14 protein-coding genes and 5 pseudogenes are annotated in these 14382 nt (G+C 75.3%); 5 read left to right on the top strand and 14 right to left on the bottom strand.

Features of this window, described 5'->3' with window-relative positions:
- Positions 1-2: 2 nt before the first annotated feature.
- Complete coding sequence (locus tag QQK45_RS13350) at positions 3-1229, top strand: MFS transporter (protein WP_284293671.1); 1227 nt, start codon at positions 3-5, stop codon at positions 1227-1229.
- Here QQK45_RS13350 and QQK45_RS13345 read toward each other — a convergent pair.
- The 9 genes and pseudogenes from QQK45_RS13345 to idi form a co-directional block, all read right to left on the bottom strand.
- Positions 1207-2402, bottom strand: a pseudogene (locus QQK45_RS13345) (glycerate kinase). The gene QQK45_RS13350 and the pseudogene QQK45_RS13345 overlap by 23 nt on opposite strands.
- Before the next feature lie 57 nt (positions 2403-2459).
- Positions 2460-3371: a prenyltransferase gene (locus QQK45_RS13340; RefSeq protein WP_284293670.1), complete on the bottom strand. Its 912-nt coding sequence runs from the start codon at positions 3369-3371 to the stop codon at positions 2460-2462.
- On the bottom strand, positions 3368-3736 hold the full coding sequence (locus QQK45_RS13335) for a lycopene cyclase domain-containing protein (protein ID WP_284293669.1): 369 nt from the start codon (positions 3734-3736) through the stop codon (positions 3368-3370). The genes QQK45_RS13340 and QQK45_RS13335 overlap by 4 nt, the downstream gene beginning before the upstream one ends.
- Complete coding sequence (locus QQK45_RS13330; RefSeq protein WP_284293668.1) at positions 3733-4095, bottom strand: lycopene cyclase domain-containing protein; 363 nt, start codon at positions 4093-4095, stop codon at positions 3733-3735. The genes QQK45_RS13335 and QQK45_RS13330 overlap by 4 nt, the downstream gene beginning before the upstream one ends.
- Positions 4092-5312, bottom strand: a complete 1221-nt coding sequence (gene crtI / locus QQK45_RS13325) for a phytoene desaturase family protein (protein WP_348525363.1) — start codon at positions 5310-5312, stop codon at positions 4092-4094. The genes QQK45_RS13330 and crtI overlap by 4 nt, the downstream gene beginning before the upstream one ends.
- Positions 5255-5668, bottom strand: a pseudogene (locus QQK45_RS22335) (NAD(P)-binding protein); the annotation flags it as partial. The gene crtI and the pseudogene QQK45_RS22335, both read right to left, overlap by 58 nt.
- An 11-nt stretch (positions 5669-5679) precedes the next feature.
- Positions 5680-6576, bottom strand: a complete 897-nt coding sequence (locus QQK45_RS13320; protein ID WP_284293667.1) for a phytoene/squalene synthase family protein — start codon at positions 6574-6576, stop codon at positions 5680-5682.
- Positions 6573-7563, bottom strand: a pseudogene (locus tag QQK45_RS13315) (polyprenyl synthetase family protein). The gene QQK45_RS13320 and the pseudogene QQK45_RS13315 overlap by 4 nt, the downstream one beginning before the upstream one ends.
- A pseudogene (idi, locus tag QQK45_RS13310) lies at positions 7550-8089 on the bottom strand (isopentenyl-diphosphate Delta-isomerase); the annotation flags it as partial. The pseudogenes idi and QQK45_RS13315, both read right to left, overlap by 14 nt.
- 108 nt (positions 8090-8197) lie before the next feature.
- Between idi and QQK45_RS13305 the strand changes: the two are divergent.
- On the top strand, positions 8198-8731 hold the full coding sequence (locus tag QQK45_RS13305) for a MarR family winged helix-turn-helix transcriptional regulator (protein ID WP_284293665.1): 534 nt from the start codon (positions 8198-8200) through the stop codon (positions 8729-8731).
- Here QQK45_RS13305 and QQK45_RS13300 read toward each other — a convergent pair.
- Positions 8725-9198, bottom strand: a complete 474-nt coding sequence (locus QQK45_RS13300; protein ID WP_284293664.1) for a MarR family winged helix-turn-helix transcriptional regulator — start codon at positions 9196-9198, stop codon at positions 8725-8727. The two genes, QQK45_RS13305 and QQK45_RS13300, sit on opposite strands and share 7 nt — an antisense overlap.
- A 5-nt stretch (positions 9199-9203) precedes the next feature.
- Positions 9204-9980 (bottom strand): isoprenyl transferase, encoded by a 777-nt coding sequence (locus tag QQK45_RS13295; RefSeq protein ID WP_284293663.1) that lies wholly within the window; start codon positions 9978-9980, stop codon positions 9204-9206.
- A gap of 270 nt (positions 9981-10250) precedes the next feature.
- On the opposite strand from QQK45_RS13295, the pseudogene trhA reads away from it, so the two are divergent.
- Positions 10251-10924 (top strand): annotated as a pseudogene (trhA, locus tag QQK45_RS13290) (PAQR family membrane homeostasis protein TrhA).
- A 128-nt stretch (positions 10925-11052) separates the two neighbouring features.
- On the opposite strand, the gene QQK45_RS13285 reads toward trhA, so the two are convergent.
- From QQK45_RS13285 to mca, 3 genes are read right to left on the bottom strand one after another with little or no spacing between them, the layout of a single operon-like run.
- A complete protein-coding gene (locus QQK45_RS13285; protein WP_284293662.1) occupies positions 11053-11952 on the bottom strand; it encodes a carbon-nitrogen hydrolase family protein in 900 nt (299 codons plus the stop codon).
- A gap of 10 nt (positions 11953-11962) precedes the next feature.
- On the bottom strand, positions 11963-12331 hold the full coding sequence (locus tag QQK45_RS13280) for a hypothetical protein (protein ID WP_284293661.1): 369 nt from the start codon (positions 12329-12331) through the stop codon (positions 11963-11965).
- A complete protein-coding gene (mca, locus tag QQK45_RS13275) occupies positions 12328-13224 on the bottom strand; it encodes a mycothiol conjugate amidase Mca (protein WP_284295049.1) in 897 nt (298 codons plus the stop codon). The genes QQK45_RS13280 and mca overlap by 4 nt, the downstream gene beginning before the upstream one ends.
- Before the next feature lie 110 nt (positions 13225-13334).
- Between mca and QQK45_RS13270 the strand changes: the two genes are divergently transcribed.
- A complete protein-coding gene (locus tag QQK45_RS13270; protein WP_284293660.1) occupies positions 13335-13736 on the top strand; it encodes a DUF4307 domain-containing protein in 402 nt (133 codons plus the stop codon).
- Positions 13737-13871: 135 nt separating this feature from the next.
- Positions 13872-14354, top strand: coding sequence for a transcription elongation factor GreA (gene greA / locus QQK45_RS13265; protein WP_284293658.1), 483 nt, complete (start codon positions 13872-13874; stop codon positions 14352-14354).
- Positions 14355-14382: the final 28 nt, after the last annotated feature.

The following is a 14382-nucleotide window of genomic DNA, read 5'->3' as shown; positions in this document are numbered from 1 at the left end:
CCGTGAGTGCGACGACGGGAGACTTCAGCCTCCGCAGCATCGCGGTCGCGGCGTTCGGCCCGTCGATCCTGTTCGGACTGGCCGAGGGCGCGATGCTGCCCGTCGTGCCGCTCACCGCGGTCGACCGTGGCGCGTCGCTGGCCGTCGCCTCGCTGATCGTCGCGCTGCTGGGGATCGGCTCGATCCTGTCGAACATCCCGGCCGGCATCCTCACCACCCGGGTGGGCGAGCGCTGGTCGATGGTCGCCGCGGCCGGGATCAGCGTCGTCGGGCTCGCGCTGTGCCTCGTCGACGCCGGGCTGTGGCCGCTCGTGGCCGGCGTCCTGCTCGTCGGGTGCGCGAGCTCGGTGTTCAACCTGGCCCGGCAGTCGTACCTGACCGAGGCCGTGCCGATCCACCTGCGCGCCCGCGCCATGTCGACGCTGGGCGGCAGCATGCGGGTCGGCGTGTTCGTCGGCCCGTTCCTCGGCGCGGCCGTCATGCACGTCATGGGCAAGCCGGGCGGGTACGTGGTGGCGCTCGTCGCCGTGGTCGCGGCAGGCCTCCTCGCGTACCGGGTGCCGGACCTCGAGACCCCGACCCGGCGGCACACCGCCGTCGCGGGCGCGAGCGCCGAGGCCGCCGCCCCCGTGACGACGCGCGGGATGCTCCACGACCACTGGCGCACCTTCGCCACCCTGGGCTCGGGCGTCTTCCTGCTCTCGGCCGTCCGGGCGAGCCGGCAGGTCGTCATCCCGCTCTGGGCCGCGCACATCGGCCTCGCCCCCACGACGGCGTCGATCGTCTACGGGATCGCGGGCGCCGTCGACATGCTCGTCTTCTATCCGGCGGGCAAGGTCATGGACCGGCGCGGTCGCGAGTGGGTCGCGGTGCCGTCGATGCTGCTCATGGCGTCGGCGATGGTCATGATGCCGCTCACCCACGCGATCGTGCCCTTCACCGCCGTCTCGATGCTCCTGGGCTTCGGCAACGGCATCGGGGCGGGCATCGTCATGACGCTCGGCGCGGACACGTCGCCGTCGGTCGGGCGGCCCACCTTCCTGGGGATCTGGCGCGAGCTGGCCGACGGCGGCGCCGGCGTCGGGCCGCTCCTCCTGTCCGCGATCACGGCGCTCGCGAGCCTCGCGGCGGGTGTCGTCGTGTCGGGGGCGCTGGGGTACGCCGCGGCGCTCGCGCTGTGGCGGTGGATCCCGCGCCGGCCGCGGCTCAGCGCAGCACGAGCCGCGTGACGTTCTCGGCGACGTCGGCGAGGCGGGTCGGCGTGTGCACGACGAGCTCCGCGAGCGTCGCCGGCCCGCCGGCGAGGCTGAAGGCGGCCGTGATCCCCGCCTCCGCGGCGCGCGACGCGGGCAGCAGCACCTGCCCCGCGACCACGACGACGGGCGGGCGCGCGGGCGCACGGCCCGCGACGGCCGCCACCTGGTCGGCGACCTTGCCGCCGACGGACTGGGAGTCGAACGAGCCCTCCCCCGTGAGCACGAGCGCGGCGTCGGCGACGGCGTTCGCGAGCCCGACGGCGTCGGCCACGAGCGCGGCACCGGGTTCGAGCGCGGCCCCGAGGACGGCGTGCAGCCCGCCCGCGACTCCGCCCGCCGCCCCGGCTCCCGGCAGCTCCCGCACGTCGACGCCGGTCGCGTCGGCGAGCACTCCGGCCCACCGCTCGAGGCCCGCGTCGAGGTAGTCCACGTCGACGTCGCTCGCCCCCTTCTGGGGGCCGAAGACCCGGGCTGCCCCGCGCGGCCCGACGAGCGGGTTCGTCACGTCCACGGCGAGACGCCACCGCGCGGCGCGCGCCCGCGGGTGGAGCCCCGCCAGGTCGAGGCTCGCGACGCGCGCGAGCCCCTCACCGCCGTCGGGCACGGGCTCGCCGTCCGCGTCCAGCGGGCGCACGCCGAGCGCCCGCAGGATCCCGGACCCGCCGTCCGTCGTCGCCGAGCCGCCCAGGCACAGGAGGATCTCGGACGCACCGGCGTCGAGCGCCTCGCGCAGCACGAGCCCCGTGCCGAACGTCGTCGCGAGGAGCGGTTGCGGCAGGACGTCCACGACGCCGGGCAGCCCGCTGGCCTCTGCCAGCTCGACGACGGCGAGGCGGCCGTCCGCAGACGTCGCCCACCGTGCCGTCGTCGGGCGCCCGAGCGCGTCGACCGTCTTTGCGCGCCGCTTCTCGACGCCCCACGCGGCGGCGAGCGCGTCGAGCGTGCCCTCTCCCCGTCGGCCATGGGGAGCCGCACGACCTCCGCGTCGGGACGGGCGCGCAGCACCCCTTCGGCCAGGAACTGCGCCACGTCGGCCGCGGGCGCCGAGCCCTTGAAGGAGTCCGGGGCCACCACCACCCGGGGAGCTGAGCGCACGGCCTGCCGGTCCTCGGTGTGGGGGCTCACGCTCGCGACCCTATCGACCATCGCGGCGTCCCGCGCGCCCCGGCGACACGGCCTCCGTCCGGAGCACCGCCTCCGCGATCACGTGCCGACCCAGGCCCACCAGCACAACCAGAAGACCACGAACCCGCACCCGTAGTTGAGCCGGAGAAAGACCCGCCAGCCCCGGTTCGCCCGGGCCGCGTCGGCGTCGGCGAGGTTCCGGTAGGGCCACACGGTGATCACGTAGGGCACGACGAGAACGGCGGCGCACGCGGCCGGCAGCCCCGCGAGCAGCACCACGAGGCCGGCGAGCAGCCAGAGCGCCACGGCCGCCCGCACGGTCCGGCGTGCACCGAGGGCGGTCGCCACGGACGCGATCCCCGCCTCGCGGTCCGGGCCGACGTCCTGGACCGCGCCGAACGCCTGCGCGGCCATGCCCCAGCAGAAGAACGCCACGACGATCGCGAGGACCGTCCGGGTCGGCTCGGCGCCGCCCGCGACCAGCCCCACGACGGCGGGTCCGACGAAGTGGGAGCTCGAGGTCGCGGAGTCGAGGCCGGGGCGTTCCTTGAAGCGGAGCCCGGGCGCGGAGTACGCCACGACGGCGAAGAGCACGACCGCGAGCGCCAGAGCCGTCCAGCCGCCGCGCCCGGGCTCCTCGACGGCCGCGAGCACGGGCACCGCGACCGCGAACGGCACGGCGAGCCCGATCGACCAGCGCAGGAGGGACGGGAGGCTCGAGGCCGCCAGGAGCGCACCCTCAGCGCCGCCCTTGCGCGGGTTGCGCGCGTCCGACTCGTGGTCGAAGACGTCGTTCACGCCGTACATGAGCAGGTTGTAGGGAACGAGGAAGAACACCGTGCCGACGACGAGCAGCGCGCCGACGTGCCGGCTGCTGAGAAGCAACGCCGCGGCGAACGGGAACGCCGTGTTGATCCAGCTCAGCGGCCGCGAGGCGGCGACGAGCTCGCGCACGGTCGCCCTCCGACGGACGGGGGCGGTGGCGGTCATGGCACTCTCCCGCTGCGGTCGTCGGTGCCCTCGCTCGCGCGGGCGCGGGCCTCGTCCCGGTCCGCGCCGAGCAGCTCCCACACGCTGGGCAGCAGCAGGACGGCGCCCACCGGGTAGGCGAGGTCCTCGAGGGGCGCGCGGCCCACGTGCAGTCCGACGAGGGCGGACGCGTCGTAGGTGAACAGCCCGGCGGCGATCATGAGCGAGTCGAAGACCGCGGTGACGACCAGCAGCGCCACCGCGACGAGCCCGAGCGCCGCGAGCCGCCGGGCGAGCACGCCCCGCCGGGACCATCGCCGCGCGGCGAGGGCGAACGGCACGGCGAGCGCCGCGAGCGCGATCGTGTCGAGGACGAGGTAGCTCATCGGCGGACGTCCCGCCCGCTCGTCGCGCGCCCGGCACGCCGGACGGACGCCGCGCGGACGAGCCGTCGCGCGCCCTCGGTGAGCTCGAGCGTCACGTAGCAGAGCAGGAGCAGGAACACCGGTTCCTCCACGGGCAGGTGCGGGAGGAGCTCGACGCCCGAGGACCAGCGCCCGTCGCCGCGACGGAAGATCCCGAGGCCGATCCCGGCGAGGTCCCACGCGAGGAAGGCCACGAGCCCCACGCCGACGGTCGCCGCCCCGCGACGCAGGTCCCTGGCGAGGACCAGGCGGAACCGCGCGTCGAGCACGCCCAGGCCCGCGAGGCTCAGCGTGAGCGCCAGCAGGTACGCCGCCCTCACGACGCGGTCCCCGCGCGGGCCCTGTCGGGACGCGACGCCACGCGGCGTGCGGCGAGCTCGGCGCTGATGAGGCACATCGGCAGCCCCACGCCGGGGATCGTCGAGCCGCCGGCATAGACCAGCCCGTCGACCCGTGCGGACGCGTTCCGCCCGCGCAGCAGTGCCGACTGGCGCAGCGTGTGCGCGGGCCCGAGCGCGCCGCCGGACCAGGCGTGCAGGTGCTCGGCGAACCACGACGGCGTGAGCACGCGCCGCACGACGACGCGCGCCGCAAGGTCGTCGACGCCGGCGCGCCGGCCCAGGTCGGCCAGGACGCGGTCGACGAGCGCCGTCACGCGCGGGTCGTCGGGGCGCAGGCCGGGGTCCGGTGGCACGGGGACCAGGACGAAGAGGTTCTCGTGCCCGGCGGGCGCGACCGTCGCGTCCGTGGCGGTCGGGCGGCACACGTAGTAGGACGCGGGGTCGGGCACGGCCCGGTGGGGCCCGAAGACCGCGTCGAAGTTCGCGCGCCAGTCGGCCGTGAAGACCAGCGAGTGGTGGGCGAGCGCGTCGAGCCGACCGCGGACGCCGAGGCAGACGAGCACCGCTCCCGGTCCCGGGTCGCGCCGGCGCCACCAGCGTTCGGGGTAGGTGCGGTAGGGCGCGGGAAGGAGGCAGGTCTCGGCGTGGTGCAGGTCCCCCGCCGCGACCACGACGTCGGCGTCGAGCAGCTCCGCGGTCCCCGTGGCGCGGTCGCGCACAACGACGCCACGCACCGTGCCCCGCGCCCGGCGACGCCCGCGCCACCCGGGCGCGACGGAGGGGTCGGGGGTGACGGGATCGACGACGACGCGCTCCGCCTCGGTGAGGGTCCGGATCGTCACGCCCCGGGCGACCGCGAGGCGCTCGAGCGCGGCAGCGAGCGTGCCGAAGCCCCCGCGGGGATACCGCACGCCCTCGACCAGGTCCAGGTGGCTCATGAGGTGGTAGAGGGCGGGCGCCCGGTAGGGCGAGGCGCCGAGGAAGACCGCCGGGTACGCCAGCACCTGGCGCAGGCCACGGTCGTGCGCGACGCGTCCGGTGCGGCGCCACAGCGACGTCGTGACGAGCCCCGCGAGCTCGGCGAGGTCGCGCGGGCCCAGGCCGCGTACCGCGGCGACGACCGCGCGCGGCGACGCGTAGTCGGTGTAGAGGAACCGGTCGACGGCGGTGCGGTACGCGCGGCCCGCGGAGCCCAGGTAGGTCGCGAGGCGCTCCCCGCGCCCGGCTCGCGGGCCTCGAACGTCCGGGCGGTCCGCGCCACGTCGTCGGTCACGTCGAGCGGCGGCGCGTCGTCGAAGTAGGCGCGGAAGGCGGTCGGGAGGCGGACCAGGTCGAGCTCCGCGTCCGCGCTCGTGCCGAGGAGCGAGAAGAAGCGCTCGAACACCTCGGGCATGAGGTACCACGAGGGCCCGAGGTCGAACGTGAACCCGCCCGCACGCCACACGCCCACACGCCCGCCGACCGTGGCGAGCCGCTCGACCACGGTGACGTCGTGGCCGTCCTGGGCCAGCAGCGCGGCCGCGCCCAGCCCGGCGACGCCCGCCCCGACCACCACGACCCGGCTCACCGGCGGCCGCCCGCCAGCCGCGCCTCGAGCACGGCGCGGGCGGTCAGCGCGACCTTGACCGCGTCGGGGACGCGCACCCGTCCGGCGACGATCGCCGCCGGGTCGGTCCGGCCGAGACGGCGCGCGAGCTCGGCGAACAGGGCGTGCGTCGCGAGGACGCCCGCCCGCGAGCCCGCCGTCAGCAGCGGCACGACGCCACGGGCCGTCGCGAGGTCGCGTCGGACGTCGGCGAGCAGCCGGTCCCGAGTCGCCGCGTCGAGCCGCTCCGGGTCGACGCCGGGGAAGTAGTGCCGGCCGAGGGTCCGGGAATCGTCGCCGAGGTCGCGCAGGAAGTTGACCTTCTGGAAGGCCGCCCCGAGCGCGCGGGCCCCCGCCTCGAGCCGACGCACCTGGGACGGCGTGGGTCGCCCGACGCCGCGCCGCGCGTCGTCGGCGAGGAAGCACCGCAGACACATGAGCCCCACCACCTCGGCCGAGCCGTACACGTACGCACGGAACGACTCGGCGGTGTGCACCCGCACGTCCAGGTCGGCGCGCATCGACGCGAAGAAGGGCACGACGAGGGCGGGCGTCACGCCGACCCGGCAGGCGACCTCCGCGAAGCTCTGGACGATCGGGTTGGTCGAGTAGCCGGAGCCCATCGCTGCGAGGGTCTCCGCCTCGAGCGCGTCGAGGACGGCACGGCAGCCCGGCGCCTCCAGGCCGGCGTCGGTCGCGGCGCCGTCGACGACCTCGTCCGCGAGGCGCACCAGCGCGTACACGGCGACGACGTCGCGCCGGACGCGCCCGCCGAGGAGCCTCGACGCGAGGCCGAACGAGGTCGAGTAGGTGCGGATGACCTGGAGCGACGCCCGTCGGGAGGCGAGCCCGTACCGCTCGAGCGCGAGGGTCATCGGGCCCTCGCCACCACGGACCGGGCGTGCGGCTCGAGGGCCGCGCGCAGCGCGGGCGGGACCGCCGGGTCGTCCAGGAGGCGCAGGCCGTGCTCGGCGTAGTGCACGACGAGGTCCTCGAGGTCGGCGCGCACGCCCGTGCGCTCGAGGGCAGCCCGGACGCGCCGGGCGTCGTCCGGGGAGGCGTCCGGGTCGCCCAGGTGGGCGGCCACCTCGGGCCACGCCGACGTGCGACGCGCGAGCACGACGAGCGCCGTGACCTTGCCCTGGGCGAGGTCGCTGCGGATGCTCTTGCCGGTCGTCCGCTCGTCGCCGAAGGTCCCGAGGATGTCGTCGCCGAGCTGGAACGCGACACCCAGGCTGCGGCCCGCGGTCCGGAGGACCTCGACCAGCGCCGGGTCCGCTCCCGCGAGCTCCGCGCCGACGACGAGCGGCGCGACGACGGTGTACTCGGCGGTCTTGCGGGACGCGGTCCGCATCACGTCCGTGAGCCCCTGGCGGACAGGCGCGACGACCGCGAGCACGTCGTCGAGCTCCCCGGCCGCCGAGCGCTGCACGACGTCGTCGAGCAGGTCGAGGAGCCGGACCCGGTACGTGTCGTCGACGGGCGCGGTCGCGACCAGCCGGGTCGCCAGGGTGAGCGCGAGGTCGCCGGCGAGGATCCCGGCGGCCGTGCCGCTCGGTGTCGCGGTCGATGACGTCGTCGTGCAGGCAGAAGGCGGCGTGGAGGAGCTCGAGGGCGACGGCGAGCTGCAGGGCGGCCTCGTCCTGCCCGCCTCCGAGCGCGCGGTGGGTCGCGAGCAGGAGTCGGGGCCGCAGGCGCTTCCCGCCGCGGACGGCGTCCCGGACGTCGTCCCAGAGCGCCTCGGAGCCCGGACCGGCGGCCCGCGCCCTCGCGCGGGCGTCGTCGAGCCGTCGCTGGAGCTCGGTCTCGACGGCGGCGTCGAGCGCGGCGCCGGGAGCGGTCGCGAGGTCACCGTCGGGCATGTGTCGCTCCCTCCGCGGGCCGGAGCTCGGCGAGCTGGGCGACGAGCCACGGGCTGAAGGCCCAGGGCGCCGCGGTCACCGCCCTGGCGAGGTCGTCGGGCGAGACCCAGCGCCAGTCGGCCACCTCGGCCGGGTCCGGCGACAGTGCGGGTGCGTCGTCGTCGAGCGTCGCGGCGAGCACTGGGCAGAGCTCGTTCTCCTCGGTGCCCGCGTCGTCCACGGCCCGGTAGGAGAACGCGGGCAGGACGACTCGGGGCGGCCGTGGGAACGTCAGGCCGAGCTCGTCGGCGCCGCGCCGGAGTACGGCGGCGACGACGGGCTCCCCGGGGCGCGGGTGTCCGCAGAAGGCGTTGGTCCAGACGCCCGGCCAGCTCCTCTTGGCCAGCGCGCGGCGGGTGACGAGCACCAGCCCGGACGCGTCCGACACGTGGCACGAGAATGCGAGGTGTCGCGGGGTCGACCTGCCGTGCAGACCGTCACGGGGAGCGGTGCCGCAGGGCTCCCCCGCGTCGTCGACGAGCACGACGCGGTCCTGGGCGCCCGTGGCGCGCGGCGGTCTCGCCCCTCCGTCCGATCATGAGTCGCTAGGCTAGTTGCTAGACAGGCTAGATACAAGCCATCGTAGACTCGCGCCATGACCGAGCAGCCGTCGACCCCGCGACGCAGCACGACCTCGACGCCCAGCTACTGGTACCCGCGCGAGGGTTGGGGCGACGCCGAGGCTCTCGACGCCGTCCGCCGCTTCCTGCGGGCCGACGAGGCCATGCGCCGCAAGCTGCAGCGCGACATGGACATGAACGAGACCGACCTGCGCGCGGTCCGGTACCTCGCAGCCGCCGAGAAGGACCGCCGAGCCGTCGCGCCGCGCGACCTCAGCCGCGAGCTCGGGATCTCGACCGCGTCGACGACCAAGCTGCTCGACCGCCTCGAGACCGCAGGACGCCTGCGCCGCGTGCAGCACCCCACCGACCGCCGCGGCCTCCGGATCGAGCTGACGCGCCACGTCCACGCCGAGGTCCACGACACCCTGGCCGCGATGCACACCCGCATGCGCGCCGTCGCCCAGACGCTCGACCCTGCCGAGTCGGCGACCGTCGTCGCGTTCCTCGACGCGCTCACCGAGGCGGTGCGCCCCGAGGCCGCCGAACCCGGTCCGGCGGCTCAGTGACCTCGCTCGCGCGTCACGTCCGGGATACGTTCTTGGGCCGCCCCCAGCCGTGCCGTCAGGCGCCGCAGCGCGTCGAGCTCGTCGTCGTCGAGCGCCCCGCCCACGTAGGCGGCGATCGCCTCCGCGTGCCGGCGCCCCACCTCCGCCTGGACCCGGACGCCGTCGTCGGTGAGGACGACGAGCGTCCCCCGCGCATCCCCCGGGACCGCCTGGCGCGCCACGAGCCCGCGCGCCACGAGCCGGTCGACCATGCGGGACAGCGACGGCTGGCTGAGCAGGCTCAGCGCCGCGAGGTCACGCAGCCGGGCGGCGTGCCCGGGGCGCGACCGCAGCGTGAAGAGGACGTCGTACTCGCGGAACGACACGTCCTGCCAGATGTCGTCCGCGCCGAGACGCCGGAGCACCGCGACCTGGGCCCGGAAGAGCGACTCCCAGGTCTCGACGGCGCGGCGCTCGTCGGGCGTCATCGGAGCTACTTCCCGAGCCGGCGCTCGCGCGTCGAGTAGGCGCGCAACGCACGCAGGTAGTCGACACGCCGGAAGTCCGGCCAGTACGCCTCGCAGAAGTAGAACTCCGACTGCGCCGACTGCCACAGCAGGAACCCGGACAGCCGCTGCTCCCCCGACGTGCGGATCAGCAGCTCCGGGTCGGGCTGGCCCTTGGTGTACAGGTGGGCCTGGATGTGCTCGACGTCGAGGTCGTCGGCGACCTCCTCGAGCGTCGCGCCCTCGGCGGCGCGGGAGCGCAGCAGGTCACGGACGGCGTCGGCGATCTCGTGGCGGCCGCCGTACCCGATGGCCACGTTCACCTGGAGGCCGTCCCTCACGCCGGCGGTGCGGGCCTCGGCCTCGCGAAGCGCGGCCGCCGTCGCGGCGGGCAGGAGATCGAGGCGGCCCATGACGCGCAGGCGCCAGCGGCCCGTGCGCTCGCCCGTGTCGGCGAGCTCGCCGACCGCGTCGTTGATGATGTCGAGGAGGTCCTGCAGCTCGCTCGCGGGGCGGCCCAGGTTGTCCGTGGAGAGCATCCACAGCGTGACGACCTCGATGCCGAGCTCCTCCGACCAGCCGAGGAACTCCTCGATCTTGTCGGCGCCGCGCCGGTGCCCGGTGGCCGCCGGCTCGCCGAACGACCTCGCCCAGCGCCGGTTGCCGTCGAGGATGACGCCCACGTGCCGGGGCATGCTGCCCGCAGGCAGCGACCGTGCCAGACGCCGCTCGTAGACGCCGTACAGCACGTTCGGCAGCCGCACGCGCCCCTCCTCGCTGGTCGTCGTCGCAGGTCGTCGAGCCGTGCTCGCGGGCCTCGGGGCCCCCGGCCCCGCACCCGCGCGACCCCCGGTGACACCGTACCGGAGCCTGTGAGGTTCCCCGTCGCCCTGGACCACCTACGGAGCCGTAACCTACGATGGCGTAGGTTGGCCGTCCGGCCCACCGCCCGGCGTCACCGTCCACCAGGAGGCCCTGTGACCCACGCCGACCCCGCCCGCCCCGCCCCGCTGCGTCTCGACGTCACCGGTGCCGTGACGGAGGCCGTGTCCGGCGTCGCAGGGAACGTCGCCCGAGTCGTCAAGCCCCGGCTCCGCGGCTGGATCCACGCGGGGGCGTTCCCCTCGTGCTCGCCGTGTCGATCGTCGTCGTGTGCCTCGCGCCCGCGGGCGCGCCGCGCTGGTCGTGCGCCGTCTTCGGCCTGAGCTCGTGCCTCCTGTTCGGCACGTCCGCGGTCTACCACCGCGGCACGTGGTCGCCCCGCGTCGCCGCCGCGCTGCGACGCGCCGACCACTCGAACATCTTCCTCATCATCGCCGGCACCTACACGCCGCTCGCCGTCATGCTGCTCGCGCACGGGACGGCGGTGACGCTGCTGTGGATCGTGTGGTCCGGGGCCCTGCTCGGACTCCTCGCACGCGTGTTCTGGCTGAGCGCGCCGCGGTGGGTGTACGTCCCGATCTACGTCGCGCTCGGCTGGGTCGCGGTCGGGTTCTTCCCGCAGTTCTGGCGCACCGGCGGCCCGGCGGTCGTCTGGCTGGTCGCCGCCGGCGGCCTCGCGTACACGCTCGGCGCCGTGGTCTACGGGACCAAGCGCCCGAACCCGAGCCCGCGCTGGTTCGGCTTCCACGAGGTGTTCCACGCGCTCACCGTGGTCGGGTTCGCGTGCCACGCGACGGCCATCGCGATGGTCGCCGTCGCCGCCTGAGGGGGCGTGGGACGGGGCCTGAGGGCTGCGCGCGATCTTCCATCCGCCTCGCTCGTGCGTCGCTCGGCTCCCGCCAGGCCCGCCACGATCGCGCGCAGCCCTCAGGCCCCGTCCCCCTCGCAGCCCGCTTACCGGGGCACGACGACGTAGCGCCGGTTCACGAGTGACGGGTTCGTCGCGCGGACCTCGCCCAGGCGGCGGGGGTCGAGCTCGACGGTGACATACCCGGGCTCCTCGCCGGCCTCGGCCAGCACCTCGCCGTCGGGCGCGACCACGAGCGACCGGCCCAGCACGCCGGGGCCGCACTGCCCGACCCCGACCACGAACGCCGTGTTCTCGATCGCCCGCGCCCGCAGGAGCGTGCGCCAGTGGTCGGCCTTCGCTGCACGCTCGGCGGCCCGCTCCGGGCTCGACGGAGCGGCCCACGCCGCGGGGACGAGGAGCACGTCGGCGCCCGCGTCGACGAGGCGGCGCGCCGACTCGGGGAAGCGCAGGTCGTAGCACGTCAGCACGCCCGCGAAGAGCCCCGGGGCGCCGTCCGTGGCGTCGGGCGCCCACGACGTGCGGTCCAGGACGAGCGGCGGCGCGCCCGCCGGCCCCGGCTCGAGGCGGTCCGACTCGCGCTGCCCGAACGCGTCGTACAGGTGCACCTTGCGGTACGCCCCGACGAGCGCCCCGTCGCTGCCGACACCGACCACGACGTTGACCGCCCGCGCCGGGTCCTCGCCCGGCACCGTGGTCCCCGCGACGACCGCGACGCCGGCGTCCCGGGCCGCGGCCCGGAGTCCCTCGACGAACCGGCCGTCGAGCGGCTCCGCGAGCTCGGGGTCCGGCCCGTGCGGGTCGAACGCCGACGCGTACTCCGGCAGGACGACGACGTGTGCGCCGTCGTCGGCGGCCCGGCGCACCGCGGCGCGTGCCAGCGCGAGGTTGGTCGCGCCGTCGCGCGTCGAGGCGACCTGGGCGAGCGTCAGCCGGAGGGAGACGGGCGCCGGGCGGTCCTCGGGGCGTTCGGGCACGGTGGGCATGCGACCGGTCTCAGGACACGCCGGACGAGCCGCGGCCGTCCGAAGGACCGCCGTCGGGGCCGCGCCCGGGTGACGAGTCGGGACCGCGCCAGCCCTCGGGGTTCTGCGACGTCGCGATGCCCGACGCCGGGCGGTCGTGCTCGGGCTCGAGCTCGCCGTCCTCGACCTTGCGCGTGTAGTTGCGGTTCATCCGCCGGAGCTGGCGCGCCATGAGCAGGCCGATCCCGATGCAGGCGAGCGCCAGCAGGATCGACACGACGAAGAACGCGAAGCTGTCGCTCCCACCCCCGCCGGTGGTCTCGAGGTCGTCGTTCGGTGCGGGCGTCGGGGTCACGGCGCTGGCGACGTGCCACGCCACCGCGGCGATCCGGCCGGTCATGCGTGCTCTCCCTCGGTCGACACGGTCGCGCCCACGGTCTCCACCACGTCCCGGACCCCCGCGAACAGGTCGTCCTCGGGGAGCGTCGTCGGGACCCGGGACTCCGCGAGCTCGTACTCCTCCCACGGCCACACGTCGGCCTCGAGGTCGCGGGGCACCGCGAAGAAGAAGCCCTCGGGGTCGATCTGGCTCGCGTGCGCGACGAGCGCCGCGTCGCGCTGCGGGAAGTACGCGGACACCTCGACGCGGGTCGTGACCGGGCGCTCGGGGATCTCGCGCGCGGCGCGCGACTCGATCCAGTCGCCGAACGGCGAGACGAGGCCCTGGCCCTCCATGGCCTCGTGGATGGTGCGCATGCGCGTGAGCGAGAAGTCGTGGTTGTAGTACAGCTTGAAGACCTCCCACGGCGCGCCCGTGCCCGGGTAGCACGACGGGTCGCCCGCCTTCTCGAAGGCCTCGAACGCGACCTTGTGGCACATGATGTGGTCGGGGTGCGGATAGCCGCCGCTCGGGTCGTACGTCGTCATGACGTGCGGTCGGAACGCCCGGACGAGCTCGACGAGCGGACGGGCCGCCACCTCGACGGGCTGCAGGCCGAAGCTGCCCTCGGGCAGCGGCGGGAGCGGGTCGCCCTCGGGCAGGCCGGAGTCGACGAAGCCGAGCCACCGCTGCTGGACGCCCAGCGCCTCGCGCGCCCGCGCCATCTCGGAGCGGCGCAGCTCGCGCATGCCCTCGAGCGACGTCGGGCCGGGACCGAAGGACGGGTTGAGCACGTCGCCGCGCTCCCCGCCCGTGCAGCTCACGACGAGGACGTCGACGCCCTCGGCGGCGTAGCGTGCCGCGGTCGCGGCGCCCTTGCTCGACTCGTCGTCGGGGTGGGCGTGCACGGCCATGAGGCGCAGCCGCTCAGGGGCGCCACCGCTCTCGGGTGCGACGGACACGTGTGGCTCCAGGGGACGGCGTACTGGGAACACCGTCGAGGATAGTCGGAGACAATGGGTCCATGACCGCCACCTCGCTCCCTCCGGGGCGCTACGGACCCGCGTCCACGCGCCGTGGCCCGCGCCGCGCCGTCGTCATCACGCTGCTCGCCGTCGTCGTGGCGGCCGCGATCGGGGTCCTGGTCTGGTTCGGGCTCGCACAAAGCACCGGGGTCAGCGTCGAGACGTACGGCTACCAGGTCAAGGACGCGCAGAGCGTCGACGTGACCTTCAGCGTCACCACCAAGCCGGGCACCGCTGTGGTCTGCACGCTCGAGGCCCTCAACGACGACCACGCACAGGTCGGGAGCAAGGACGTGCACATCCCGGCCGCCAAGGACCAGGTCACCCGGTACACCGCGACCGTCGCCACGGCGGAGCGCGCGGTGACCGGGACGGCCGACTCCTGCCGCACCGCCGACTGAGCCTCCGCCCGGGCCGACGCCCGCTTTGATACCCTGGGACATTCAGCGCGTGCCACCCCACGGGGTTGCACGCGTGATTCTCATCACCTCGCGGAACTCTCCGCGACGACACGCTCTCGCAGGAAGGAGCGAACCGTGACCGACACCTCCGTCACCTGGCTGACCCAGGAGGCCCACGACAGGCTCCAGGCCGAGCTCGACCGACTCTCCGGCCCCGGGCGCACCGAGATCGCCGAGCGGATCGCCGCTGCGCGCGACGAGGGCGACCTCAAGGAGAACGGCGGCTACCACGCCGCGCGCGAGGAGCAGGCGAAGAACGAGGCCCGCATCCGCGAGCTCACCGAGAAGCTGCGCACCGCACAGATCGGCACCCCACCCGACAACGGCACCGTCGAGCCCGGCATGCTCGTCACCGCCAAGGTCGCGGGCGACGAGATGGTGTTCCTCCTCGGCTCGCGCGAGATCGCCGGCACCACCGACATCGACGTGTTCTCGCCCGGTTCCGCGCTCGGCGCCGCCATCAACGGCAAGTCCGTGGGCGACAAGACGAGCTACACCGCGCCGAACGGCAACGAGATCCCTGTCGAGATCGTCGACGCCAAGCCTTTCCAGGGCTGAGCACCCGCTCCCGGCCCACGACGACGCC

Source organism: Luteimicrobium album (assembly GCF_030161555.1).
In the GTDB taxonomy this organism is placed as follows: domain Bacteria; phylum Actinomycetota; class Actinomycetes; order Actinomycetales; family Cellulomonadaceae; genus Luteimicrobium; species Luteimicrobium album.
This window is presented reverse-complemented; position numbering and strand designations above follow the sequence as displayed.

What these genes read in the sequence shown, in the direction of transcription:
- QQK45_RS13340 (WP_284293670.1), bottom strand. Translation starts at nt 3,371, where the DNA reads ATGACCGCCACCGCCCCCGTCCGTCGGAGGGCGACCGTGCGCGAGCTC.
- QQK45_RS13335 (WP_284293669.1), bottom strand. Translation starts at nt 3,736, where the DNA reads ATGAGCTACCTCGTCCTCGACACGATCGCGCTCGCGGCGCTCGCCGTG.
- QQK45_RS13320 (WP_284293667.1), bottom strand. Translation starts at nt 6,576, where the DNA reads ATGACCCTCGCGCTCGAGCGGTACGGGCTCGCCTCCCGACGGGCGTCG.
- QQK45_RS13305 (WP_284293665.1), top strand. Translation starts at nt 8,198, where the DNA reads ATGACCGAGCAGCCGTCGACCCCGCGACGCAGCACGACCTCGACGCCC.
- QQK45_RS13300 (WP_284293664.1), bottom strand. Translation starts at nt 9,198, where the DNA reads ATGACGCCCGACGAGCGCCGCGCCGTCGAGACCTGGGAGTCGCTCTTC.
- QQK45_RS13285 (WP_284293662.1), bottom strand. Translation starts at nt 11,952, where the DNA reads ATGCCCACCGTGCCCGAACGCCCCGAGGACCGCCCGGCGCCCGTCTCC.
- QQK45_RS13280 (WP_284293661.1), bottom strand. Translation starts at nt 12,331, where the DNA reads ATGACCGGCCGGATCGCCGCGGTGGCGTGGCACGTCGCCAGCGCCGTG.
- mca (WP_284295049.1), bottom strand. Translation starts at nt 13,224, where the DNA reads ATGGCCGTGCACGCCCACCCCGACGACGAGTCGAGCAAGGGCGCCGCG.
- QQK45_RS13270 (WP_284293660.1), top strand. Translation starts at nt 13,335, where the DNA reads ATGACCGCCACCTCGCTCCCTCCGGGGCGCTACGGACCCGCGTCCACG.